A 23,462-nucleotide genomic window follows, 5' to 3' on the forward strand; every position below is an offset into this window, starting at 1 on the left:
GGAGGCTGCGGCAATGGCGATGTTCGTCGGCATCGATGTGGGCACGTCCGTGGTGAAGGCCGCCGCCTTCGACGCGAGCGGGACGGCGCTGGCCGTCGAGTCCCGCCCCGTGGCCCTGGACATCCGCGGCGGCCGGGTCGAACAGGACATGGACGAGGTGTACGACGCGGTCGTCGGCGTCCTCGGGGCGCTGTCCGCCGGGGGCGAGCCGGTCGCCCTGGTCGGCCTCACCGGGCAGGGCGACGGGGTGTGGCTGGTCGACGAGAGCGGCCGGCCCGTGCGGCCCGCCATCTCCTGGATGGACGGCCGCGCGCACGAACTGGTCGGCGAATGGCTCGCGTCGGGCGTCTTCGAGTCGGTGTTCCGGCGCACCGGCAGCGCCATGTTCCCCGGCTGCCCCGGCCCCGTACTGGCCTGGCTGGAGCAGCACGAGCCGCAGTCCCTGGACGCGGCGTCCGCCGCCCTCTACTGCAAGGACATGGTCTTCCAGCGGCTGACCGGGGTGCGGGCGACCGACGTGTCCGACGCGTCGATGCCCTTCCTCGACCCGCACACCCGCAGGTACGCGGCGGACGTGCTCGACACGCTCGGGCTGTCCCACCGCACCGGCCTGCTCCCCCCGGTCGCCGACCCCCTCGCCATCGGCACGCTGCCCTCCGGAGCGCCCATCGCCAACGGCCCGTTCGATCTGGCGGCCTGCGCCCTCGGCGCGGGCGTCACCGCGCCCGGCGACGGTCTGCTGATCGTCGGCACCTGCCTGGCGTCGCTGGTCGCCACCCGCGACGTCGATCTCGCCGGTGAGCCGGCCGGCCTGTACATCTCGACCGACCGGCCCGGCGACTTCCTGCGCGCCATGCCGGCGATGGTGGGCACGGCCGCGCTCGACTGGGTGCTCGCCACGACCGGCGTCCGCCACAGCGAGGTCGACGCCCTGCTGGCCGCGACCCCGCCCGGCGCGCACGGGGTGCGGGTGCTGCCCTACTTCGCGCCGTCCGGGGAACGCGCGCCCTTCGTCGAGCCCCGGCTGCGCGCCGAACTGTCCGGCGTGAGCCTGGAGTCGACGAAGGGCGACCTGATCCGCGCCACCTGCGAGGGCATCGCCTTCGCCGCGCGCCACTGCCTGGACGCCGCCGGGCTGACCGGCACCCTCGCCCTCTGCGGCGGCGGTACCCGCTCCCCCGCCTGGATGCGCCTGTTCGCGGACGTCCTCGGGCGCGAACTGCGCATCGTGGAGGGCGAGGTGGGCGCCAGGGGCGCGGTCCTGGCGTCCGCCGCGCGGCACGGCGTGGAGCTGGACGCGGCGTCCTGGACGGCCCCGACGGCCGTGGTCGCGCCGGACCCGGGACGGGCCGCGTACTACGCCACCGCGTACGAGGAGCACCTGGACCGGCTGACGGCCGCCCGGGCCCGCGCGCGCCGGACCTGAGCGGCCATCAGGCAGCCATCAGGCCGCCTCCCCGGCGCAACCTCCTGTGACCAGCGTGTGCACAGCGCCCCCCACGTGCCCGAGCAGTCCTCTTCAGGGAGACCCGTATGTCCGCTACTCCAGGACGCCGTTCGCTGCTGTTCGCCGCCGGGGCGGCCGCCGCCGTCACCGCACTGCCCGCCGCGCCCGCCGCCGCGGAACCGGCGACGCGGCCGAGGGGCCCGCTCGTCATCGGCCACCGCGGCTCCGCCGGCTGGCGGCCCGAGCACACCGCCTCCTCGTACACCGCGGCCGTCCAGGCCGGGGCCGACTGGATCGAGCCCGACCTCGTACCGACCAGGGACCATGTGCTCGTCGTGCGGCACGAGAACGAGATCTCCGGGACGACGGACGTCGCACGGAGGCCCGAGTTCGCGTCCCGCCGCACCACGAAGACCGTCGACGGGCGGGCGGTGACCGGCTGGTTCACCGAGGACTTCACGCTCGCCGAGCTCAAGACGCTCCGGGCGGTCGAGCGGCTGCCACTGGTGCGCAACCGCAACACCGTCTTCGACGGCCGCGACAGCGTCATGACGTTCCAGGAGGTCGTGGACCTCGCCCGCGCCCTGTCCAAGGAGCACGGCCGCACGATCGCCGTGTTCCCGGAGACCAAGCACCCGAGCTACTTCCGCTCCGTCGGGCTCCCGCTGGAGGAGGAGCTGGTGCGGCTGGTGCGCCGCAACCGGCTGGACGGGCGCGAGTGCGTCATCCAGTCCTTCGAGCCGTCCAGCCTGCTGCGCGTGGCGGAGGCGGGGCTGCGCGTCCCGCTGTGGCAGGCGCTCGGCACCAGGGGCGGCCCGTACGGGCACGACACGACGTACGCGCAGATGATGACGCCCGAGGGGCTGCGCGAGATCGCCTCGTACGCGGACTGGATCGGCCCGGACAAGGCGTCCGTCGTCGCGCCGTCGACGCTGCTGAAGGACGCGCACGCGGCCGGGCTGCGGGTCGGCGCGTACACCTTCCGCGCGGAGAACCAGTTCCTGCCCGCCGAACTGCGCCGCGGGACGGACCCGAACGGCTTCGGTGACGCGTTCGCCGAGTACGCCCTGCACTACGGGCTCGGCGTCGACGCCGTCGTCACCGACTTCCCCGACCTCGCGGTGCTCGCGCGCGAGGAGTTCGTCGCGGGGTCCTAGGACCAGGGGCCGATCACGCTCCGGCCCTCCTGCTGCTAGCGTGCAGTTGCATAAGATGTGCAATAAGCAGTTGGCAGTCGGAGGGACCGGACCATGGCCACTTACACGCTTCCTGAACTTCCGTACGACTACGCGGCGCTCGAACCGGTCATCAACCCGCAGATCATCGAGCTGCACCACGACAAGCACCACGCGGCCTACGTGAAGGGCGCGAACGACACCCTGGAGCAGCTGGCGGAGGCGCGCGACAAGGAGGCCTGGGGCGCGATCAACGGTCTGGAGAAGAACCTCGCGTTCCACCTCTCCGGCCACATCCTGCACAGCATCTACTGGCACAACATGACCGGCGACGGCGGCGGCGAGCCGCTGGAGAAGGACGGCGTCGGCGAACTCGCCGACGCGATCGCCGAGTCCTTCGGCTCCTTCGCGAAGTTCAAGTCCCAGATGACGAAGGCGTCCGCGACCACCCAGGGGTCCGGCTGGGGCGTGCTGGCGTACGAGCCGGTCAGCGGCCGGCTGATCGTCGAGCAGGTCTACGACCACCAGGGCAACGTCGGCCAGGGAACCGTGCCGATCCTCGTCTTCGACGCCTGGGAGCACGCCTTCTACCTGCAGTACAAGAACCAGAAGGTCGACTTCATCGACGCCATGTGGCAGGTGGTGAACTGGCAGGACGTGGCGAAGCGCTACGAGCAGGCCAAGGAGCGCACCCCGCTGATCGCGCCCTGACCCCGGCGACGAGACGTCCTGCTCGTGATCGTCTTCTCACCCTTCACCGGGCAGGCGGAAAAAAGGACGGCCCCCCGCGAGGACGTGACTCGTGGGGGGCCGTCTTCGTCGTTCAGGGCATGCTCCTCGCCGGCGCGGAGATGGCCCGATCGGACCCTGAGTGCGGGTGCGATGGATGTCCTGCTCCCCGCCCATGCGGGGATTCACTCAAAGCTGGGCCCCGCCGTGCGGGTGCGCTTGATCTCGTAGAAGCCCGGTATCGACGCGACCATCAGCGTGCCGTCCCACAGACGGGCGGCCTCCTCACCCTTGGGGGCGGGGGTGACGACCGGGCCGAAGAAGGCGATCTGCTCGCCGTCGGAGCCGGGTACCGCGATGACCGGCGTGCCGACGTCCTGGCCCACCTTGTCGATGCCCTCCTTGTGGGAGGCGCGCAGCTCGGCGTCGTAGGTGTCCTTGTCGGCGTAGTCGGCGAGAGAGACCGGCAGGCCGACCTCCTCCAGGGCATCGACGACCGCCTCGCGGACGGGCCCGCGGCCCTCGTTGTGGAAGCGGGTGCCGAGCGCGGTGTACAGCTTGCCGAGCACCTCCTCGCCGTGCTCCTGCGCGGCGGCGACGACGACCCGCACCGGGCCCCACGCCCGGGTGGCGAGCATCTCCCGGTACTCCTCCGGGAGCTCGTCCAGCTTGTTCTCGTTCAGCACGGCGAGACTCATCACGTGCCAGCGGACCTCGACTTCGCGGACCTTCTCGACCTCCAGCATCCAGCGGGAGGTCATCCAGGCCCAGGGGCACAGGGGATCGAACCAGAAGTCGACTGGCGTCTTGCCGTTGTCGGACATGTCACTCCTCGTGAAGGGCGGCACCCTGCCTGCCTCGCCTGGGCAACACGACCCGCCCGCGAGGGATTCCCCCGTACCGGCTGCCAGGGGCACATGGGAGGATCGCTCCTGTTCGAACGAGACACGAAGGAGTGCCCGTGCCCGGTGAGAATCTGTCCCGCGACGAGGCCCGCACCCGGGCCGGGCTGCTGACCGTCGACGGGTACGAAGTCGCCCTCGACGTACGCTCTGCGGTCGGGGACGCCGAGGAGGGGTCTGGGCCGCGCACTTTCCGTTCGGTGACCACGATCCGCTTCCGCGCCGCGGAGCCGGGGGCGCCGACCTTCGTTGACCTGATCGCGCCGTCCGTGAGCAGCATCACACTCAACGGCCGGGAGCTCGACCCCGCCGCCGCCTTCGACGGGTCGCGGATCGCGCTCGACGCCGTGGCCGCCGAGAACGTCCTCGTCGTGGACGCGCAGTGCGCCTACAGCCGCACCGGCGAGGGGCTGCACCGCTTCGTCGACCCGGAGGACGGCGAGGTCTACCTCTACACGCAGTACGAGCCGGCCGACGCGCGCCGCGTCTTCGCGAACTTCGAGCAGCCCGACCTCAAGGCACCGTTCCGTTTCGAGGTGACCGCGCCCGAGGGCTGGACCGTGTGGAGCAACCGGGAGGGCGCCCGCGCGGAGGACGGGGTGTGGCGCTTCGCCGAGACGCGGCCGATCTCCACGTACATCACGGCGGTCGTCGCCGGCCCGTACCACTACGAGACGGACCTGTACGAGCGAGAGCTTCCGGACGGGACGGTGCTGCGGATCCCGCTGGGCGCGATGTGCCGCAAGGGCCTCGCCAGGTACTTCGACGCCGACGACATCTTCCTGATCACCAAGCAGGGCCTGGACTTCTTCCACGACCACTTCGACCACCCGTACCCGTTCGGGAAGTACGACCAGGCGTTCGTGCCCGAGTACAACATCGGCGCGATGGAGAACCCGGGCTGTGTGACCTTCCGTGAGGAGTTCGTCTTCCGCGGCAAGGTGACGCAGGCGGCGTACGAGCGCCGGGCGACCATCGTTCTGCACGAGATGGCGCACATGTGGTTCGGCGACCTGGTCACCATGCAGTGGTGGGACGACCTGTGGCTCAAGGAGTCGTTCGCGGACTTCATGGGCTCGTTCTCGATGGTGGAGGCCACCCGGTTCACCAGCGGCTGGGTCACCTTCGCCAACAACCGCAAGGCCGGGGCGTACCGCGACGACCAGCTGCCGACCACGCACCCGATCACGGCCGACATCCGTGACCTGGAGGACGCCAAGCTCAACTTCGACGGCATCACGTACGCCAAGGGCGCGTCGGTGCTCAAGCAGCTGGTGGCGTACGTGGGGCGGGACGCGTTCCTGGAGGGCGCGCGGCGCTACTTCAAGCGCCACGCCTACGGGAACACCCGCCTCGGCGACCTCCTGTCCGTGCTGGAGGAGACCTCCGGGCGGGACCTCAAGCAGTGGTCGCGCTCCTGGCTGGAGACGTCCGGGGTCAACTCGCTCACGCCCGAGGCCGTGTACGGCGAGGACGGCAGGCTCGCCGAGCTGACCGTGGTCCAGGACGGCGACAGACTCCGTCCGCACCGGGTGATGGTCGGCCTGTACCGGGTCGAGGGCACCAAGCTCGTCCGGTACGCGAGCGCCGACGTGGACGTCGTCGGGGCGCGCACCGTGGTGTCCGAGCTCGCCGGTGCGGAGCGGGCACAGCTCGTGCTGGTCAACGACGAGGACCTGACCTACTGCAAGGTCCGATTCGACGAGGACTCGCTGACGACGCTGCGGGCCCACCTGGGCGACATCGACGACCCCCTGGCGCGGGCGCTCGCCTGGTCGGCGCTGTGGAACATGACGCGTGACGCGCTGATGCCGGCGCGGGACTTCGTGGACCTGGTGCTGCGGTTCGCGGGGCGCGAGTCGGACATCGGTGTGCTGCAGATGCTGCACGCGTGGACGCGTACCGCGCTGGTGCACTACGCGGCGCCCGCATGGCGCGAGGAGGGCGGCCGGCTGCTCGCCGAGGGAGCGCTCGGGGAGCTGCGGCGCGCGGAGCCGGGCACGGAGCACCAGCTGACGTGGGCGCGGTTCTTCGCCTCGGTGGCGACACGGGACACGGACTTCCGGCTGCTGTCCGGTCTGCTGGACGGCACGGAGAAGATCGAGGGCCTGGACGTGGACCAGGAGCTGCGCTGGGCGTTCCTGGAGCCGCTGGCCGCGCACGGCAGGGCGGACGAGTCCGCGATCGCGGCGGAGCTGGCACGCGACGACACGGCGTCGGGCAAGCGGCACCAGGTGCGGTGCCTGGCGGCGCGGCCGTCCGCGGCGGTGAAGGCCCAGGCGTGGGCGGCGGTGGTCGAGTCGGACGCGCTGTCCAACGCGCTGGTGGAGGCGACGATCGCGGGCTTCGTCCAGCCGTCGCAGCGGGAGCTGCTGGCGCCGTACGCGCCGAAGTACTTCGAGGCGATCGAGCGCCTGTGGTCGGAGCGGTCGATCCAGATCGGGATGGACGTGGTGCGGGGCCTGTACCCGTCGCTCCAGGACGCGCCCCTGACGCTGTCGGCGACGGACGACTGGCTCGCCTCGCACGAGCCGGCGGCACCGGCGCTGCGCCGCCTGGTCCTGGAGTCCCGCGACGACCTGGCGAGGGGCTTGCGGGCGCAGGAGCGGGACGGGTCGTGAGGCCGGGGGTTCTTTTCCCCACCCCGCCCTCCCCCTACGGCCTGGCGGCCGTGGGCGGTGCCCCCAGACGGGCTCCTTCGGAGCCCCGCCGGCGTGAGGCGGCGGGGGCCTCCCGGGGGCAGCGCTGATGCCGCGGTGCCCCGGCGGGGCCCTGGGCCACCGGAACTGCGCCCGGCCGGGCGACGCAGGCTTCGGTCTCCGCCCGGACCCGTACCGCCCGCGGGCGGTGAGCCCCGAGCACCCCACGGCCGGGCGGCCCCCGTGCCGCGAGCGCCGGGACCGGAGCCCCGCCGGCGATTGAGGCGGCGGGGGACCGCCCGGGGGGCAGCGCGCCCGGGGAAAGCGATCATCGGCACTCGAACGCGCGTACTTTAGTGCGGCCTTGTCCCGAAATGCCGACGACCGTGTAACAGCGGTTATCCCCCCGCTCACCCCCGGGCATCCCCTCCGCATGGAACAGTGCGACACTCCCCTCCCCCTCCACCCCCACCACCTCCCCCAACTCGTCGTCTCGGGCGCCGAGTTGCGCGCACGGGGGGTGACGCCCGCGCGGGCCGCGCAGCAGTGCCGGGCCGGCGGGCCCTGGCAGGTGCTGCTGCCCGGGGTCTATCTCCTGCGGTCCGGGCCCGCGACCGGCGAGGAGCTGCTGCGTGCGGCGCTCCTGTACGCCGGGCGGCCCGTGGTCCCCGCCCAGCGGCAGAACGCGGCGACGCCGTACGGCGAGGCGATGGTCACCGGACTCGCCGCCCTCGCGCTGCACGGGTTCTCCGGCGCTCCCCCGCTGACCGCGCTCGACGTGATCGACGTGATCGTGCCCCGTACACGGCGGCTGCGGTCCACCGGGTGCGTCCGGCTGGTGCGTTCGCACGTGCTGCCGTGCGCCGAGGAGGTCGCCGGTGTGCCGGTCGCCCCGGCGGCGCGCGCCCTCGCCGACGCCGTCGCCCGTCTGACCGACGACCCGCAGCGGGTCCGGCTGCTGCTGACGGAGGCCGTCCGCCACGGGTTCTGCGAACCGGCCGCCGTGGTCCGGGAGTTGAACGACGCCCGGCTGCTGAACCGGCCCCATGTCATGGACGCCGTCGACTCGCTGCTCGCCGAGGGCAGGGCCCTGGCCGAGGGCCGGCTGTACGAGCTGGTGCGCGCGAACAGCCTGCCCGAGCCGCTGTGGAACGTGGATCTGCGGCTGCCCGGCGGCCCCCACCTCGGCGGGATCGACGCGTACTGGCCCGACCAGGCCGTCGCCGTCGAACTGGACACGCGGGCTCCCCGGCACGACGAGGACGCCCTGTGGTCGGAGTACGCCCACAAGCGGGACATCCTCGAACGCCTGGGCATCACCGTCGTGCACATCACGCCCCGCAAGCTGCGGGACGCGCCCGAGCAGCAGGCGGTCGTGGTGCGTACGGCCCTGATGGCCGCGGCCGACCGGGAGCCCGCGGCCTATGTGGTGGTGCTGCCGCGCTGAGGGCGAAGGTGACCGAGCGCCGGCCGGGAGCGCCAGAGTTCGAGTCCGATGTCGACCAGGGCGACCCGGTCGAGTCCCGGCACCCTGTCCAGGGCGTGCCATGCGGCCAGATCGGTCGACCCATTCGTCTCGGACCGCAGTTCACCACCCGTGACGCGGCCCTCGTAGACGATCCTCAGGCCCTGGAAGTCCGCGAACATGCCGAGTTTGCGCGGGTAGCGGCGGCGCATCGAGTCGATGCCGAGCAGCGCGGTCATCTCTGCCGCGTAGCCGGTCTCCTCCTCGACCTCACGGACGACGGTGTCCAGGGGGTCCTCACCGTGGTCCATGCCCCCGCCGGGCAGCGTCCACTTCCTGGTGCCGTCGCCGGCCACCCAGCGGGCGAGCAGGATCTGTTCATCCCGTATGCACACCGCGTATGCCGCGACCCTCAACTCCCTGTTCATCCGGTGAGGCTATCGGCGGTCCGGTACGGACGGGCGGGTTCGCCGGGGAGAACTCGGGGTCGGACCAGCGCAGCGGCGAGGCCGCCTCGGCGTACAGGACGCCGGACAGCGTGAAGTGGACGGTGCGGCCGCCGTCGGGTGTGTGCTCGGTGCGGGCCGTGCCGGTGAGCTGGAGCGTGGTGCCGGTGCTCCAGTCGAGCAGCAGCAGCCCGGCCCGCGGGTCGCGCTCCAGATTGCCCAGGGTCAGGAACATCGCGTTGCCTGGATAGTCCTGCCAGCTCAGCTCGGTGGGCGAGGCGTCCTGCACTTCTTCGACACGTCACGCAACGGCACCCGCCGCTGGTGCTCCATGGCCCTGTGCGGCAATCGGGCGAAGGCATCGCGCCACTACGCGCGCACCCGCGACCACTGAACGACGGGCGACATCGCCCGATTTGACCGCCGTGGCGCATCTGACGCACTGGCGGGTCCCCGCCACGGCCCCTTGATACCTCGATCAAGTCTCCACAAACCCCTGTCATTTACGAAAGGCTGAGCGGTCATCCGGTACCGAATTCCGGACCCTCTCTTCCACGAACAGGGATGCAGATGACCCCCCAGTCCCAGAGCTCTCCAGCAGAGCGCTCCGTACCCGGCCACAGACGCGCGGCCCGGGTGGCGGCGGCCGCCTCGCTCGTGGCCGCGCTGGCCGCCGCCGGCGTCGCCCCGGCCATCGCCTCGGCGCCCGCCGACGACCCCTCGGCCACCCGGGGCCTCAAGGCCGCGGCGTCCCCCTCGGACAAGCTCGGCACGGCCGACGCCGAACTGCTCGCCGAGGCCGAGGCCGACGGCCGCAAGACCGTGACCGTCATGGTCGCCACCGCCCCCGGCGCGACCGAGCAGGTCGCCCGGCAGCTCGACGCCGTCGACGGCGCCACCGTCGGCCGGACGTTCGACCGGCTCGGCTACGTGCGCGCGACGCTGCCCACCGCGAAGGCCGAGGAAGCCTTGGAGGCGGCGGCCGAGCTCTCCAGCGTCCACGGCATCGACCTCAAGCACGAGATCGCGCTGGACGACCCGACGCCGGCCGGCGACCGGGCCAAGGGTGCGACGACCGCGACCGAGGGCACGTACCCGGCTCCCGGCAAGGACACGCCCGCCGAGAACCCGTACAACCCGTCCTTCGAGACGGGCGCGGTCGAGTTCGTCGAGGACAACCCCGAGGCCGACGGCCGCGGGGTCACCATCGGCATCCTGGACTCGGGAGTCGACCTCGGGCACCCCGCGCTGCAGAAGACCACCACCGGCGAGCGCAAGATCGTCGACTGGGTCACCGCGACCGACCCGGTGGCCGACGGCGACGGCACCTGGCTGCGGATGAACACCGCCGTCAGCGGCCCGACCTTCACCGCGGGCGGCCGGACCTGGTCCGCCCCGGCCGGGGCGTACAGCTTCCAGACCTTCGCCGAATCCGCCACCCGGGGCGGCGACATGGCCGGAGACCTGAACCGCGACGGTGACACCACCGACACCTGGGGCGTGCTGTACGACGCGGGCACCCGCACGGCGCGGGTGGACCTGAACAGCGACGGCGACTTCACCAACGACACCGTGATGAAGCCGTACAAGAACGGTTTCCAGGTCGGCTACTTCGGCACGGACAACCCGGCGACCGACGTCGTGGAGCGCATCCCGTTCGTGATCGAGGTCCGCAAGGACGTCGTCTACAACGCCGCGGGCGCCAAGGCCGACTACGTCAGCATCGGTGTGATCGAGGGCTCGCACGGCACCCACGTCGCCGGCATCACCGCCGCCAACGGCCTGTTCGGCGGCGAGATGAACGGCGCCGCCCCCGGCGCCAAGCTCGTCTCCTCGCGCGCGTGCACCTGGTCCGGCGGCTGCACCAACGTCGCCCTGACCGAGGGCATGGCCGACCTGGTCATCAACCGCGGCGTGGACATCGTCAACATGTCCATCGGCGGCCTGCCGGCGCTCAACGACGGCAACAACGCCCGCGCCGAGCTCTACACCCGCCTGATCGACACCTACGGCGTGCAGCTGGTCGTCTCGGCCGGCAACAGCGGCCCCGGCGTCAACACCATCGGTGACCCGTCGCTGGCCGACAAGGTCATCAGCGTCGGTGCCACCATCTCCCGGCAGACCTGGGCCGCCAACTACGGCTCGGTCGTGGAGAAGAAGTACGCGATGCTGCCCTTCTCCTCCCGCGGTCCGCGCGAGGACGGCGGCTTCACGCCGACCCTGAGCGCGCCCGGCGCCGCCATCAACACCACGCAGACCTGGTCGCCCGGCGGCCCGGTCGCCGAGGCCGGCTACCAGCTCCCGCCCGGCTACTCGATGCTCCAGGGCACCTCGATGGCCTCCCCGCAGGCCGCGGGCGCCGCGGCGCTGCTGATCTCGGCGGCCAAGCAGAACGACATCGAGCTGACCCCGGCCAAGCTGCGCACCGCCCTCGTCAGCACGGCGGACCACATCCGCGGCACGCAGGCGCACGAGGAGGGCGCCGGCCTGATCAACATCGTGGACGCCTGGGACGCCATCGAGGACGGCGCGACCGCCCACGAGTACAGCGTCAAGGCGCCGGTCGACACCGCGATCGACCAGTTCCTGAAGACCCCGGGCTTCGGCACCGGTCTGTACGACCGCGAGGGCGGACTGAAGACCGGCCAGAAGAAGACGTACGACATCACGCTCACCCGCACCACGGGCCCGGACCGCCCGGTGTGGCACGAGCTGCACTTCGAGAACAACGACGGCACGTTCCGGATCGTGGGCGACGACGAGGTCGCGCTCCCGCTGAACCAGCCGGTCACCGTCAAGGTCTCCGCCAGGCCCGGCTCCGCCGGCGTGCACAGCGCGATCCTGGAGGTGGACGACAGCCGTACCGAGGGCATCGACAAGCAGGTCCTCACCACGGTGGTCGCCTCGCACGAGCTGGCGCAGCCCTCGTACACGTTCTCCGCGTCCGGCTCGGTGCAGCGCAACAGCCACACGTCGTACTTCGTCACCGTCCCGAAGGGCGCGAAGAGCCTGGAGATCGCGCTCGGCGGTCTCGCGGCGGGCAGCCAGACCCGGTTCGTGTCGATCCACCCGTACGGCGTGCCGTCGGACCCGACGTCGACGGTGAACTGCTACCCGAACTACACCAACCCGGCGAACACCTGCCGCCCCGACCTGCGGTCGTACGCCAACCCGCAGCCGGGTGTGTGGGAGGTCGAGGTCGAGTCGCGCCGTACGTCGCCGCTGCTCGACAACCCCTACCGGCTGGACGTCTCCGTGCTCGGCGTCTCCTTCGACCCGGCAGTCCAGAACCTGGCCGAGGCGAAGATCGGCGCCCCGGCCGCGGTGCAGTGGAACGTGACCAACGGCTTCGCCGCCATCGACGGCAAGCTGGCCGGCGGCTCGCTCGGCTCCTCGAAGGTCACGAAGCCCACGATCGCCCACCACGAGACGCAGACGACCACGGTCGTCATCGGCGAGGGCGTCGAGCGCTTCGACGTCGCCATCGGCAACGTCTCCGACAAGGCCGCCGACCTCGACCTCACGGTCAAGAAGGGCAACGTCACGGTCGGCTCGTCCGCGGACGGCGACTCGGAGGAGGCGGTCAGCCTGGTGAAGCCGGCGGCCGGTACGTACACGATCGAGGTCGACGGCTACTCGGTCCCGGCCGGGACCACGACGTACGACTACCGCGACGTCTACTTCGCGCCCTCGCTCGGGCAGGTCACGGTCGGCGCGGAGCCGGTCCGGCTGGCCAACGGCGCGACCGCGCAGGTCACCGCCCAGGTCCTGGTGAACAGCGCGGCTCCCGAGGGACGGCAGTTCTTCGGCGAGGTGCGGCTGCTGAACGCCCGCGGCACGGCCGCGGGCACCGGCAGTGTCGTGATCGGGAAGGTCACGCCATAACGATGTAATACGGTGGGAGGGCGGGCGTCCGACGGGCGCCCGCCCTTCCGTATGTGTGTGATGCGTCCCGTTCCGCGGACAATCGATTGGACAAGGCGGGCGGGGACATACGCATCATGGAGCGGCACCCCATGCCGCGAGAAGGTGCACAAACGTACGGAGGAGTCCTCGTGAAGGTCGGAATCGTCGGAGCCACCGGGCAGGTCGGCACGGTCATGCGCAAGATCCTTGCCGAGCGGAAGTTCCCGGTCGACGAGCTCAGGCTGTTCGCCTCCGCCCGGTCCGCGGGCTCCACCATCGAGTGGGAAGGCAGCGGGATCACGGTCGAGGACGCCTCCACGGCGGACTACACCGGCCTGGACATCGTGCTGTTCTCGGCGGGTGGCGGCACCTCCAGGGCGCTCGCCGAGAAGGTCGCCTCGCAGGGCCCGGTCGTGATCGACAACTCCTCGGCCTGGCGCCGTGACCCCGAGGTCCCGCTCGTCGTCTCCGAGGTGAACCCGCACGCGGTCAAGGACCGCCCCAAGGGGATCATCGCCAACCCGAACTGCACGACGATGGCCGCGATGCCGGTCCTCAAGCCGCTGCACCAGGAGGCCGGCCTCGTCGCGATGGTCGCCACGACCTACCAGGCCGTGTCCGGGTCCGGGCTCGCCGGTGTCGCGGAGCTGCGCACCCAGGCGTGCGCGGTCGCCGAGCAGGCCGACCAGCTCGCCTACGACGGTGAGGCCGTGGCCTTCCCCGAGCCCGGTGTCTACAAGCGCCCCATCGCCTACAACGTGCTGCCGCTGGCCGGCAACCTCGTCGACGACGGCTCCCACGAGACCGACGAGGAGCAGAAGCTCCGCAACGAGTCCCGCAAGATCCTCGAGATCCCGGAGCTCAAGGTGTCCGGCACCTGCGTCCGCGTGCCGGTCTTCTCGGGCCACTCGCTCCAGGTGAACGCCCGCTTCGAGCGTCCGATCAGCGTGGAGCGCGCGTACGAGCTGCTGAAGGACGCGCCGGGCGTCGAGCTCTCCGAGATCCCGACCCCGCTCCAGGCCGCCGGCAAGGACGCCTCCTACGTGGGCCGCATCCGCGCCGACGAGACCGTCGAGCACGGCCTGGCGCTCTTCCTGTCGAACGACAACCTGCGCAAGGGCGCGGCGCTGAACGCGGTGCAGATCGCGGAGCTGGTCGCGGACGAGCTGCGCGGCTGAAGCCCCTGATCAGGCTCCGGGGGGCGATCACCGAAAGGTGATCGCCCCCTTTCGCCTGTCACGGGCGGGCTGCCGCCGTGAGATATCTGGTCGAGTGCGGGCAGCCCGGCCGCGACATCCGGACAGCATGCGCGGCGGCGCCCGTCACCGGGGGCCGATTCTCCCGGGCGGAGCGGGGTCGGCGCGTGGAAGGATGGCCGCAAAACATCGCAGACCGAGGAGATGACCGGGTGCCTGGCACAAACCTGACCCGTGAAGAGGCGCAGCAGCGTGCGCGCCTGCTCACCGTTGACTCGTACGAGATCGACCTCGATCTCTCCGGGGCGCAGGAGGCCGGGACCTACCGGTCCGAGACCACCGTGCGCTTCGCGTCCGCCGAGGACGGTGCGGAGACCTTCATCGACCTGGTCGCCCCCGCCGTGCACGAGGTCGTGCTGAACGGGAAGTCGCTGGACGTCGCCGCCGTGTTCCGGGACTCGCGGATCGCGCTGAAGCACCTGCGGGCGGGCGACAACGAGCTGAAGGTCGTCGCGGACTGCTCGTACACGAACACCGGCGAGGGCCTGCACAAGTTCGTCGACCCGGTCGACGACCAGGTGTACCTCTACACCCAGTTCGAGGTGCCGGACGCGCGCCGGGTCTTCGCCAGCTTCGAGCAGCCGGACCTCAAGGCGACCTTCCGCTTCACGGTGAAGGCCCCCGAGGGCTGGACCGTGATCTCGAACTCGCCACGGCAACATTCGGAGGGGGCGGAGCCGCAGGACAACATCTGGCGCTTCGAGCCGACGCCGCGCATCTCGACGTACATCACGGCCCTGATCGCCGGCCCGTACCACAGCGTGCACAGCTCGTACGAGAAGGACGGCCAGTCCGTCCCGCTCGGCATCTACTGCCGCCCCTCGCTGGCGGAGTTCCTGGACGCGGACGCGATCTTCGAGGTCACGCGGCAGGGCTTCGACTGGTTCCAGGAGAAGTTCGACTACGCCTATCCGTTCGCCAAGTACGACCAGCTCTTCGTGCCGGAGTTCAACGCGGGCGCGATGGAGAACGCGGGCGCGGTGACGATCCGCGACCAGTACGTCTTCCGTTCGAAGGTCACGGACGCGGCGTACGAGGTGCGGGCGGAGACGATCCTGCACGAGCTCGCCCACATGTGGTTCGGCGACCTCGTCACCATGGAGTGGTGGAACGACCTGTGGCTGAACGAGTCGTTCGCCACCTACACCTCGATCGCGTGCCAGGCGTACGCGCCGGGCTCGAAGTGGCCGCACTCGTGGACCACGTTCGCGAACTCGATGAAGACCTGGGCGTACCGGCAGGACCAGCTGCCGTCGACGCACCCGATCATGGCCGAGATCCGCGACCTCGATGACGTTCTCGTGAACTTCGACGGCATCACGTACGCCAAGGGTGCATCGGTTCTCAAACAGCTCGTGGCCTACGTCGGCATGGACGAGTTCTTCCGCGGCGTGCAGGCGTACTTCAAGACGCACGCCTACGGAAACACGCGCCTGTCGGACCTGCTCGGCGCCCTGGAGGAGACCAGCGGCCGGGATCTGAAGACCTGGTCGAAGGCGTGGCTGGAGACGGCCGGCATCAACATCCTGCGTCCGCAGATCACCACCGACGACGCCGGTGTGGTCACCGCCTTCGCGGTCCGGCAGGAGGCCCCGGCGCTTCCGGCCGGCGCCAAGGGCGAGCCGCTCCTGCGTCCGCACCGCATCGCGATCGGCCTCTACGACCTGGACGAGTCCGGCAAGCTGGTGCGCACCGACCGCGTCGAGCTGGACGTCGACGGTGACCTGACCGACGTGCCGGCGCTGGTGGGCCGGGCCCGTCCCGCCGTCGTCCTGCTCAACGACGACGACCTGTCGTACGCGAAGGTCCGTCTCGACGAGGAGTCCCTGCGCAACGTCACCCAGCATCTGGGCGACTTCACGGAGTCCCTGCCGCGCGCACTGTGCTGGGCCTCGGCCTGGGACATGACCCGCGACGGCGAGCTCGCCACCCGCGACTACCTCGCGCTGGTCCTGTCCGGGATCGGCAAGGAGTCCGACATCGGCGTGGTCCAGTCGCTGCACCGCCAGGTCAAGCTGGCCGTCGACCTGTACGCGGCCCCGCAGTGGCGCGAGACGGGTCTGGCCCGGTGGACGGACGCGACGCTGGCGCACCTGCGGGCGGCCGCACCGGGCAGCGACCACCAGCTGGCCTGGGCGCGGGCGTTCGCCGCGACCGCGCGCACGCCGCAGCAGCTGGACCTGCTCCAGGCGCTGCTGGACGGCACCGAGACGATCGAGGGCCTGGCCGTCGACACCGAGCTGCGCTGGGCGTTCGTGGAGCGGCTGGCGGCGACGGGCGTGTTCGACGAGGACGAGATCGCCGGCGAGTACGAGCGGGACAGGACGGCGGCCGGCGATCGGCACGCGGCCACCGCGCGGGCCGCGCGTCCGACGCCGGAGGCCAAGGCGGCGGCGTGGGCGTCGGTCGTGGAGTCCGCTGCGTCTGATTCGAAGACAGCGCTGCCGAACGCCGTGCAGGAGGCCGTGATCAGCGGCTTCGTCCAGACCGACCAGCGCGATCTGCTCGCCCCGTACACGCAGAAGTACTTCGAGGCGGTCAAGGGCGTGTGGGAGTCCCGCAGCCACGAGATGGCGCAGCAGGTCGCCGTCGGTCTGTACCCCTCGCTCCAGGTCTCGCAGGAGACGCTGGACGCGACCGACTCCTGGCTGAAGGAGGCGGAGCCCAATGCGGCGCTGCGCAGGCTCGTCTCGGAGTCGCGTGCGGGCATCGAGCGTGCGCTGAGGGCGCAGGCGGCCGACGCGGCCGCGGAGTGACACAAGGGGAATAAAAACCTCCGGATATGGCGGCGCGCCGGGGCACGAGCGGCCCGGCGCGCCGCCTTGTCTTTTCGGCCGTCGACAATGCGCCAGACCGGAACCCCACCGTCAACGCCCTTGCGCCGACCGGGATATGCTCCCGCCCGTCGTTTCATATGATCTTTCCCGTTCGACTCTGAGGATGCTGATGGTTCGACAGGGAACGTCGACCGGAGGTCCGCGGCCGAGGGCGAGCCTCGTCTGGCAGCTGCCCGTCGCCGTGGCCACCGCGGCCGCGATCGTGGCCGTGTTCCTGGTCTCCGCGTCGGCTCGCACCCCCGTACTGATCGTCTCCGCCGTGGCCGTCGCCATGGTCGCCGTCGCCTGCGCCGCGGTGACGCGCCGGGGCAGACTCGTGGCCGAACTGCGCGAGCGGATCGCGGCCCAGGACGCGCTGCTCGCCCGCCAGGGGGCGGAGACCAGCCGCCTGGCCGGTGAACTGCTGCCCCAGGTGGTCGACGCCCTGCGCAAGGGCGGCTTCACCGAGGACGTGCTCGCCGCCGTCGACGCACCGGCCGAACACCGCGCGGTGCTCCGCTCCGTCGTCGACGCGGTCAGCGCCGAGGAGGACCTGCGCGAGTCCGCACAGCGCGCCTTCGTGAACATCGCCCGACGCGTCCAGGCCATCGTCCACCAGCAGGCCCAGGAACTGCGCGAGATGGAGGACCGGCACGGCGGGACCCCGGAGGTCTTCGGCGACCTGCTCCGCATCGACCACGGCACCGCGCTGATCGGCCGGCTCGCCGACTCCATCGCCGTCCTCGGCGGCGCCCGCCCGGGCCGCCAGTGGAGCAAGGCCGTCCCGCTCTACAGCGTGATGCGCGGCGCCATGTCAAGGATCATCGACTACCAGCGCGTGGAACTGCACTCGGTCTCCGAGGTCGCCGTCGTCGGCACCGCCGTCGAACCGCTGATCCACGCCCTGTCCGAGCTGCTGGACAACGCCACCCGCTACTCGCCGCCGCAGACCAAGGTCCATCTGACCGCCGTGGACGTGCAGTCGGGCATCGCCATCGAGATCGAGGACGGCGGCGTCAGCATGAGCGAGGAGGCGCGCAGGCGCGCCGAGCGGATGCTGCGCCAGGCGCAGCAGGGCATCGATGTCAACGACCTGGGCGAGAGCCCGCGCCTGGGCCTCGCCGTGGTCGGCCGGCTCTCGCAGGCGTACGGCTTCCAGGTGTCGCTGCGCTCCTCCGCGTACGGCGGCGTGCGCGCCGTCCTCGTCGTCCCCAAGGACCTGATCACCACGTCCGCGTCGGCGACCGGTCTGGCGCACGGCATCGGCGCCGCCTCCGGTCCCCGCCCCACCGGCTCCGACACCCACGAGCGGCTGCCGCGGCCGGTCACGGGCCCCACGGCGCCGCTGCCCGCCGAGGACACACCGCAGGTGACCGAGCGAACCGCGAACGGCCTGCCCCAGCGGCGCCGCAAGAACCGCGTCACCGCGCCCGCCGTCCCCGCGGCCGGGGCGGCCCCGGCTCCGGCGGCTCCCGCGACCCAGCCGGACTCCGCACCGGACGCCGCACCGGCGGTGCAGCCCGGCATGTGGCTCGCCGCCTTCCAGAGCGGCCTGTCCGGCGACACCCCCCAGACGAACAACGGAATCGAGCAGCCATGATTCAGCGGCAGTCCCACCAGACCAACATGGACTGGATGCTCAAGGACCTGGCAGAGGGCGTACCGCAGACCAGGAACGTCGTCGTGCTGTCCGCCGACGGACTGCGCATGGCCCAGTACGGCGCGGACACCGACACGGCCGACCGGCTGGCCGCCGCCTGCGCCGGACTGCAGAGCCTCGCGGCCGCGGTCGCCTCCGAACTCCCGCACGGCGACGGCCAGATGCGGCTCGTCGTCATCGAGATGAACGGCGGCTTCTTCTACCTGATGGCCGCCGGTGCGGGCGCCTACCTCGCGGTGCTCGCCGACGAGGGCGTGGACGCCGGACTGATGGGCCAGCGCATGCGGGACCTCGTGCTGCGGATCGGAGAGCACCTGAGCACACCGCCGCGGCACGAAGGGCAGACCGCGTGAGCGACGCGGACGAGGACTGGGAGCCGAGCAGTCCCGAGCGGCTGTACGTCATCACCGGCGGCCGCAGCGGGTCCTCGGCGCCCACCGGATTAGACCTGGTCACCCTGATCGTGGCCAGGTCGGGCCCCAGGCCCGGGATGCAGCCGGAACACGCGGCCATCATCCGGATCTGCCAGGCGCCGCTCTCGGTGGCCGAGATATCCGCCTATCTGGGCCTGCCGGTGAGTGTGGTCACCGTGCTGCTCAGCGACCTGTTGGCCGAGGACAAGGTGCTGGCCCGCGCACCCGTCCGGGCCGCCCACCTCCCCGACCGCGCTTTGATTGAGGCAGTGATCGATGGACTTCAGAAGCTCTGAGCAGGCTCTCGGCCCGCGGAGCGAGGACGTGCTGCCGACGACCGCCACGGCCGCCGTCAAAGTGGTCATCGTGGGCGGCTTCGGTGTCGGCAAGACGACCCTGGTCGGCTCGGTCAGCGAGATCAGGCCGCTCACGACCGAGGAGACGATGACCCAGGCCGGGGTCGGTGTGGACGACACCCACGGCGTGGAGCGCAAGACGTCGACGACGGTCGCCATGGACTTCGGCCGTATCAGCATCAACAAGGAGCTGGTGCTGTACCTGTTCGGCACCCCCGGCCAGGAGCGCTTCTGGTTCCTGTGGCGCGGGCTGTTCGAGGGCGCGCTCGGCGCGGTGGTGCTGGTCGACACCCGCCGGCTGGAGGTCAGCTTCGACGTCATCGGGCGGCTGGAGGAGCGCGGCGTTCCGTTCGTCGTCGCGGTCAACTCCTTCCCCGACGCGCCCGGTTACCCGGTGGAGGAGCTGCGCACCGCGCTGGACCTGCCGGAGTCGGTGCCGATCGTGCTGTGCGACGCGCGGCAGCGCGCGTCCAGCCGCGACGTCCTGATGGCGCTGATGCGCTACCTGCAGTCCCTGGCCCAGGCGCAGGCGGCGTCGTGACCGGCCGCCGGCGCGGGCACCCCGCGCCGGGAACCGGTGGCATGTGGCCGGGAGCCGGTGGCGGGAATCATGTCTTCGTTCCGGCCATCGATGGGCCGTTGCGCACCGGTCTGCCGGGGATTCGCCCTATTGGATCGGCCAAACCGGCTGAGTACGATGCGGCTAGATGATCACTCTGAGGTGCAAGTTGCGCGTGTGACAACGGTGTTGACGTGCCGCACCCGCATCGAGAGGCAGGCCGCAGTGGAGTCCGAGCTGACCGTTCCCCCGATCTTCTCGCCCATTCCACCGGCGATCCACCCGCGCCACGCGGACATAGACGTCCAGACCGCGGCCTGGGCCGAGACGTACCGCATCGGCTCCGAGGCGCTGCGCGCCAAGCTGGTGGTGCAGGACATCGGCACGTTCTCGGCGCGGATCCTGCCCGAAGGCCGTGAGGAGGTCGTCTCGCTCCTCGCCGACTTCGTCCTGTGGCTCTTCGGCGTGGACGACGGCCACTGCGAGGAGGGCGAACTGGGCCACCGGCCCGGCGATCTGGCCGGCCTGCTGCACCGGCTGATCCGCGTGGCACAGAACCCCGAGGCGCCGATGATGCAGGACGACCCGCTGGCCGCGGGCCTGCGGGACCTGCGGATGCGCGTCGACCGGTACGGCACGGCGGGCCAGACGGCCCGCTGGGTGGACGCCCTGCGGGAGTACTTCTTCTCCGTCGTGTGGGAGGCCGCGCACCGCCGCGCCGGCACCGTGCCCGACCTCAACGACTACACCCTGATGCGGCTGTACGACGGCGCGACCTCGGTCGTGCTGCCGATGCTGGAGATGGGCTACGGGTACGAGCTCCAGCCGCACGAGCGCGACCGCACCGCGGTGCGCGCCGCGGCCGAGATGGCGTCGTTCGTCATCACCTGGGACAACGACATCTTCTCCCACCACAAGGAGCGCAAGACCCACGGCTACTACCTCAACGCCCTGCGCGTACTGGAGCGGCAGGGCATGAGCACCCAGCAGGCCCTGGAGACGGCGATAGCCCAGCGGGACCGGGTGATGTGCCTGTACATGCGCCTGTCCCGGCAGCTGTCCGAGCAGGGCAGCCCACAGCTGCGGCAGTACCTGCGCAGCCTGTCCAGCTTCATCCGCGGGGCCCAGGACTGGGGCATCAGTTCCGTGCGCTACACCACCCCGGACGACCCGGCGAACCTGCCGCCGGTCTTCAGCGACACCCCGACCGACGACCGCAACGAGCCGCTGGACATACCCGCCATCGCCTGGTGGTGGGACCTCGTGCCCGGCGCCCCGTCCCCCTTCGTGCGCGGCCGGCAGGCCGCCCGCACCGCCTAGAGCCGGCGTACAGACGTACCGCCGTACCGAGGAAAGGATTCTCCGGTGTCAGTCGGAGTTCAGCCGGCCGACCTGCGGTCGGTCCCCGTCGCACCCGGTGCGGTGCCGCTGCTCGGCCACGCGCTCCAGCTGTGGCGCCGGCCGCTCGACTTCCTCAAGTCCCTGCGCGAGAGCGGCGAGCTGGTCCGCGTGAACCTCGGGACCATGCCGATGTACGTCGCCACATCGGCGGAGCTGATCCACGAGGTCACCGTGCGCCAGGCCCGCAGCTTCGAGAAGGGACGCTTCTTCGACCGGCTGCGGCCCCTCGCGGGCGACGGTCTGGCGACGGCGGGCGGCGAGGTGCACCGGCGCCACCGCCGGCTGATCCAGCCGATGTTCCACCCGCAGCGCATCACGGTGTACGCGCAGGCGATGAGCGCCAATGCCACGGCGCTCGCGGACTCCTGGACGGCGGGCCAGGAGATCGAGATGGAGCAGGCGATGGCCCAGTACGCCATCGAGACGCTCGCCACCACGCTGTTCTCGACGGACATCGGGCAGCCCGCGGTCGTCGCCATCCGCGAGAACCTGCCGGTCGTGCTGAAGAACCTGCTGATACGGGCGGCCTCGCCCAAGTTCCTGGACCGGTTCCCGATCAAGCCCAACCGGGAGTTCGACGCGGCGGCCGCGACCCTGCGCTCGGTCATCGACCAGGTGGTCGCCGAGACCCGCCGCACCGGCGACACCGGGCACAACGACCTGCTGTCGGTGCTGCTGGAGGCCCGGGACTCGGAGACCGGCGACGCGCTGTCCGACACCGAGGTCAGGGACGAGCTGAGCACCATCCTCTTCGCCGGGGCGGAGACCACGGCGTCCACGCTCTCCTGGACCTTCTACGAGCTCTCCCAGCACCCCGAGGTCGAGGCGCAGTTGGTGGCCGAGATCAAGGAAGTGGTGGGCGACCGCCCCGTGGCCGTCGAGGACGTGCCCAGGCTGGAGGCGGTCCGCCGCGTGCTCGACGAGGTGATCCGGCTGCACGGCGTCACCATGCTCATGCGCCGGGCCACGGCCCCGGTGGAACTCGGCGGGTACACCCTGCCCGAGGGCACGGAGGTGGGCTTCAGCCTCTACGCGATGCACCGGGACCCCGACCTCTACGAGGACCCGGACCGTTTCGACCCCGACCGCTGGCTGCCCGAGCGCCGTACGTCCATCGCACGCCAGTCGTACATCCCGTTCGGCGCGGGCAACCGCAAGTGCATCGGCGACGCGTTCGTGTGGACGGAGGCGACGATCGCGCTGGCGACGGTGCTCGCCCGCTGGCAGCTGCGCCCGTCGCCGAGCCACGTGCCGAGGGAAGTGGCATCGGCGGTGGCGCACCCGGACCGCATGCCGATGACGGTGACGCCCCGGGACGCGTGAGGGCCCCGCGCCCGTGGCCGGGGGCGGGCCGGGCGCTTCAGCCGGTCCGTGACACCGCCCGCAGGGCCGACAGCACGCGTGCGATGCCCGGGGACGTCTCCGAGCCGCGCCGTACCGCCGCCAGGACGTGACGGCGCGGCTGGTCCCGCTCCAGTACGCGCATCACCACGCTGCCCCGGCGCTCCGCCGCCATGCGCGGGACCAGCGCGACGCCCATCCCCGCCTCGACCATCGCGAGGATCGCGGTCCAGCCCGCCGCGCTGTGCGCCTGCTCGGGCACGAAACCGGCGCTCTCGCAGGCCACGAGCGTGATCTCGGACCAGGGGCCGCTGCCGCCGAAGATCCAGGGCTCGCCCGACAGGTCGGCCAGCCGCAGCCCGTCCCGCTCCACGAGCGGATGGTCCCCCGGCAGCGCCACGTCCAGCGGATCGGTGAGCAGGGGCACGAGGGCGAACCGGGGATCGCGGGCCGTCGGCGCCTGTGCGGCCAGCGAGAGGGCCAGGTCCACGCGGCCCGAGGACAGCAGCTCGTACGCCTCGGCCGCCTCCGCCTCCCTGACCCGTACCTCAAGGCCGGGATGTGCGGCCCGCAGCCGTCGAACGGCGGGCACGACCAGCGCGGGCACGGCCGTCGAGAACGCCCCGACCCGCACCGTGCCCGTCTCACCCCGCAGATACCCGGCCAGCTCGGCGTCCGCGCGCTCCAACTGGGCGAACACCGCCTCCGCGTGACGCAGCACCAGGTGGGCGGCGTCCGTGAGCCGGACCCGGCGGCCGTGCGCCTCGAGGATCGGGACGCCGAGCTGCGCGGCCAGGTTCGACAGCTGCTGCGAGACGGCCGAGGGCGTCATCATCAGCGCCTCGGCCGTCGCCGTCACGGTCCCGCGCTCGCTGAGCGTGCGCAGGATCCGCAGCTTCCTGATGTCCCATTCCGTCGTGCCGCTCATGCCCGCACGCTATCCGGAGCCGG

17 protein-coding genes and 2 pseudogenes are annotated in these 23,462 nt (G+C 71.5%); 15 read left to right on the plus strand and 4 right to left on the minus strand.

The genetic code is table 11. From position 1 onward, the window contains the following. The first annotated feature begins 19 nt into the window (after window positions 1-19). The 3 genes from ACF08N_RS09570 to ACF08N_RS09580 all read left to right on the plus strand — a co-directional run bounded on the left by ACF08N_RS09570 (window position 20) and on the right by ACF08N_RS09580 (window position 3,333). The gene (locus ACF08N_RS09570) at window positions 20-1,426 is read left to right on the plus strand and encodes an FGGY family carbohydrate kinase (RefSeq protein WP_392324321.1); all 1,407 of its coding nucleotides are present in this window, start codon (window positions 20-22) and stop codon (window positions 1,424-1,426) included. A gap of 107 nt (window positions 1,427-1,533) precedes the next feature. Then, a complete protein-coding gene (locus ACF08N_RS09575; RefSeq protein WP_392324032.1) occupies window positions 1,534-2,604 on the plus strand; it encodes a glycerophosphodiester phosphodiesterase family protein in 1,071 nt (356 codons plus the stop codon). A 93-nt stretch (window positions 2,605-2,697) separates the two neighbouring features. Further along, the gene (locus ACF08N_RS09580; RefSeq protein ID WP_392324033.1) at window positions 2,698-3,333 is read left to right on the plus strand and encodes a superoxide dismutase; all 636 of its coding nucleotides are present in this window, start codon (window positions 2,698-2,700) and stop codon (window positions 3,331-3,333) included. Between the two features lie 203 nt (window positions 3,334-3,536). Here ACF08N_RS09580 and ACF08N_RS09585 read toward each other — a convergent pair whose 3' ends face one another. Further along, the gene (locus ACF08N_RS09585; protein ID WP_392324034.1) at window positions 3,537-4,175 is read right to left on the minus strand and encodes a DsbA family protein; all 639 of its coding nucleotides are present in this window, start codon (window positions 4,173-4,175) and stop codon (window positions 3,537-3,539) included. Window positions 4,176-4,312: 137 nt separating this feature from the next. On the opposite strand from ACF08N_RS09585, the gene pepN (ACF08N_RS09590) reads away from it, so the two are divergent. After that, window positions 4,313-6,874 (plus strand): aminopeptidase N, encoded by a 2,562-nt coding sequence (gene pepN / locus ACF08N_RS09590; protein WP_392324035.1) that lies wholly within the window; start codon window positions 4,313-4,315, stop codon window positions 6,872-6,874. A gap of 451 nt (window positions 6,875-7,325) precedes the next feature. After that, a complete protein-coding gene (locus tag ACF08N_RS09595) occupies window positions 7,326-8,339 on the plus strand; it encodes a hypothetical protein (protein ID WP_392324036.1) in 1,014 nt (337 codons plus the stop codon). On the opposite strand, the gene ACF08N_RS09600 is transcribed toward ACF08N_RS09595, so the two are convergent. Next, window positions 8,315-8,785, minus strand: coding sequence for an NUDIX hydrolase (locus ACF08N_RS09600; protein WP_392324037.1), 471 nt, complete (start codon window positions 8,783-8,785; stop codon window positions 8,315-8,317). The genes ACF08N_RS09595 and ACF08N_RS09600 overlap by 25 nt on opposite strands. After that, window positions 8,736-9,092 (minus strand): annotated as a pseudogene (locus ACF08N_RS09605) (pyridoxamine 5'-phosphate oxidase family protein); the annotation flags it as partial. The pseudogene ACF08N_RS09605 and the gene ACF08N_RS09600, both read right to left, overlap by 50 nt. Here ACF08N_RS09605 and ACF08N_RS09610 point away from each other — a divergent pair. The 10 genes and pseudogenes from ACF08N_RS09610 to ACF08N_RS09655 all read left to right on the plus strand — a co-directional run. Then, window positions 9,084-9,197, plus strand: a pseudogene (locus tag ACF08N_RS09610) (CGNR zinc finger domain-containing protein); the annotation flags it as partial. The pseudogenes ACF08N_RS09605 and ACF08N_RS09610 sit on opposite strands and share 9 nt — an antisense overlap. A 170-nt stretch (window positions 9,198-9,367) precedes the next feature. Further along, complete coding sequence (locus tag ACF08N_RS09615; RefSeq protein WP_392324038.1) at window positions 9,368-12,688, plus strand: S8 family serine peptidase; 3,321 nt, start codon at window positions 9,368-9,370, stop codon at window positions 12,686-12,688. Window positions 12,689-12,858: 170 nt separating this feature from the next. Then, entirely contained in the window at window positions 12,859-13,887 is a 1,029-nt protein-coding gene (locus tag ACF08N_RS09620) for an aspartate-semialdehyde dehydrogenase (protein ID WP_392324039.1), read from the plus strand. A gap of 230 nt (window positions 13,888-14,117) precedes the next feature. Beyond that, complete coding sequence (gene pepN, locus ACF08N_RS09625) at window positions 14,118-16,721, plus strand: aminopeptidase N (protein WP_392324040.1); 2,604 nt, start codon at window positions 14,118-14,120, stop codon at window positions 16,719-16,721. Between the two features lie 190 nt (window positions 16,722-16,911). Continuing rightward, on the plus strand, window positions 16,912-18,381 hold the full coding sequence (locus ACF08N_RS09630) for a sensor histidine kinase (protein WP_392324041.1): 1,470 nt from the start codon (window positions 16,912-16,914) through the stop codon (window positions 18,379-18,381). Continuing rightward, window positions 18,378-18,794 carry a roadblock/LC7 domain-containing protein gene (locus tag ACF08N_RS09635; RefSeq protein ID WP_392324042.1) on the plus strand — a complete coding sequence of 139 codons (417 nt, stop codon included), beginning with the start codon at window positions 18,378-18,380 and terminating at the stop codon, window positions 18,792-18,794. Before ACF08N_RS09630 ends, ACF08N_RS09635 begins: the two co-directional genes overlap by 4 nt. Beyond that, window positions 18,791-19,150: a DUF742 domain-containing protein gene (locus ACF08N_RS09640; protein WP_392324043.1), complete on the plus strand. Its 360-nt coding sequence runs from the start codon at window positions 18,791-18,793 to the stop codon at window positions 19,148-19,150. The genes ACF08N_RS09635 and ACF08N_RS09640 overlap by 4 nt, the downstream gene beginning before the upstream one ends. Continuing rightward, complete coding sequence (locus tag ACF08N_RS09645; protein WP_392324044.1) at window positions 19,131-19,751, plus strand: ATP/GTP-binding protein; 621 nt, start codon at window positions 19,131-19,133, stop codon at window positions 19,749-19,751. Before ACF08N_RS09640 ends, ACF08N_RS09645 begins: the two co-directional genes overlap by 20 nt. A gap of 243 nt (window positions 19,752-19,994) precedes the next feature. Then, window positions 19,995-21,089 carry a selina-4(15),7(11)-diene synthase gene (locus tag ACF08N_RS09650; RefSeq protein WP_392324322.1) on the plus strand — a complete coding sequence of 365 codons (1,095 nt, stop codon included), beginning with the start codon at window positions 19,995-19,997 and terminating at the stop codon, window positions 21,087-21,089. Window positions 21,090-21,134: 45 nt separating this feature from the next. After that, window positions 21,135-22,493 (plus strand): cytochrome P450, encoded by a 1,359-nt coding sequence (locus ACF08N_RS09655; RefSeq protein ID WP_392324045.1) that lies wholly within the window; start codon window positions 21,135-21,137, stop codon window positions 22,491-22,493. A gap of 37 nt (window positions 22,494-22,530) precedes the next feature. Here the strand turns inward: ACF08N_RS09655 and ACF08N_RS09660 are convergent, their stop codons facing one another. After that, window positions 22,531-23,439, minus strand: coding sequence for a LysR family transcriptional regulator (locus ACF08N_RS09660; RefSeq protein ID WP_392324046.1), 909 nt, complete (start codon window positions 23,437-23,439; stop codon window positions 22,531-22,533). Window positions 23,440-23,462: the final 23 nt, after the last annotated feature.

It is taken from the genome of Streptomyces sp. NPDC015127, assembly GCF_043080095.1.
Classification (GTDB): Bacteria; Actinomycetota; Actinomycetes; order Streptomycetales; family Streptomycetaceae; genus Streptomyces.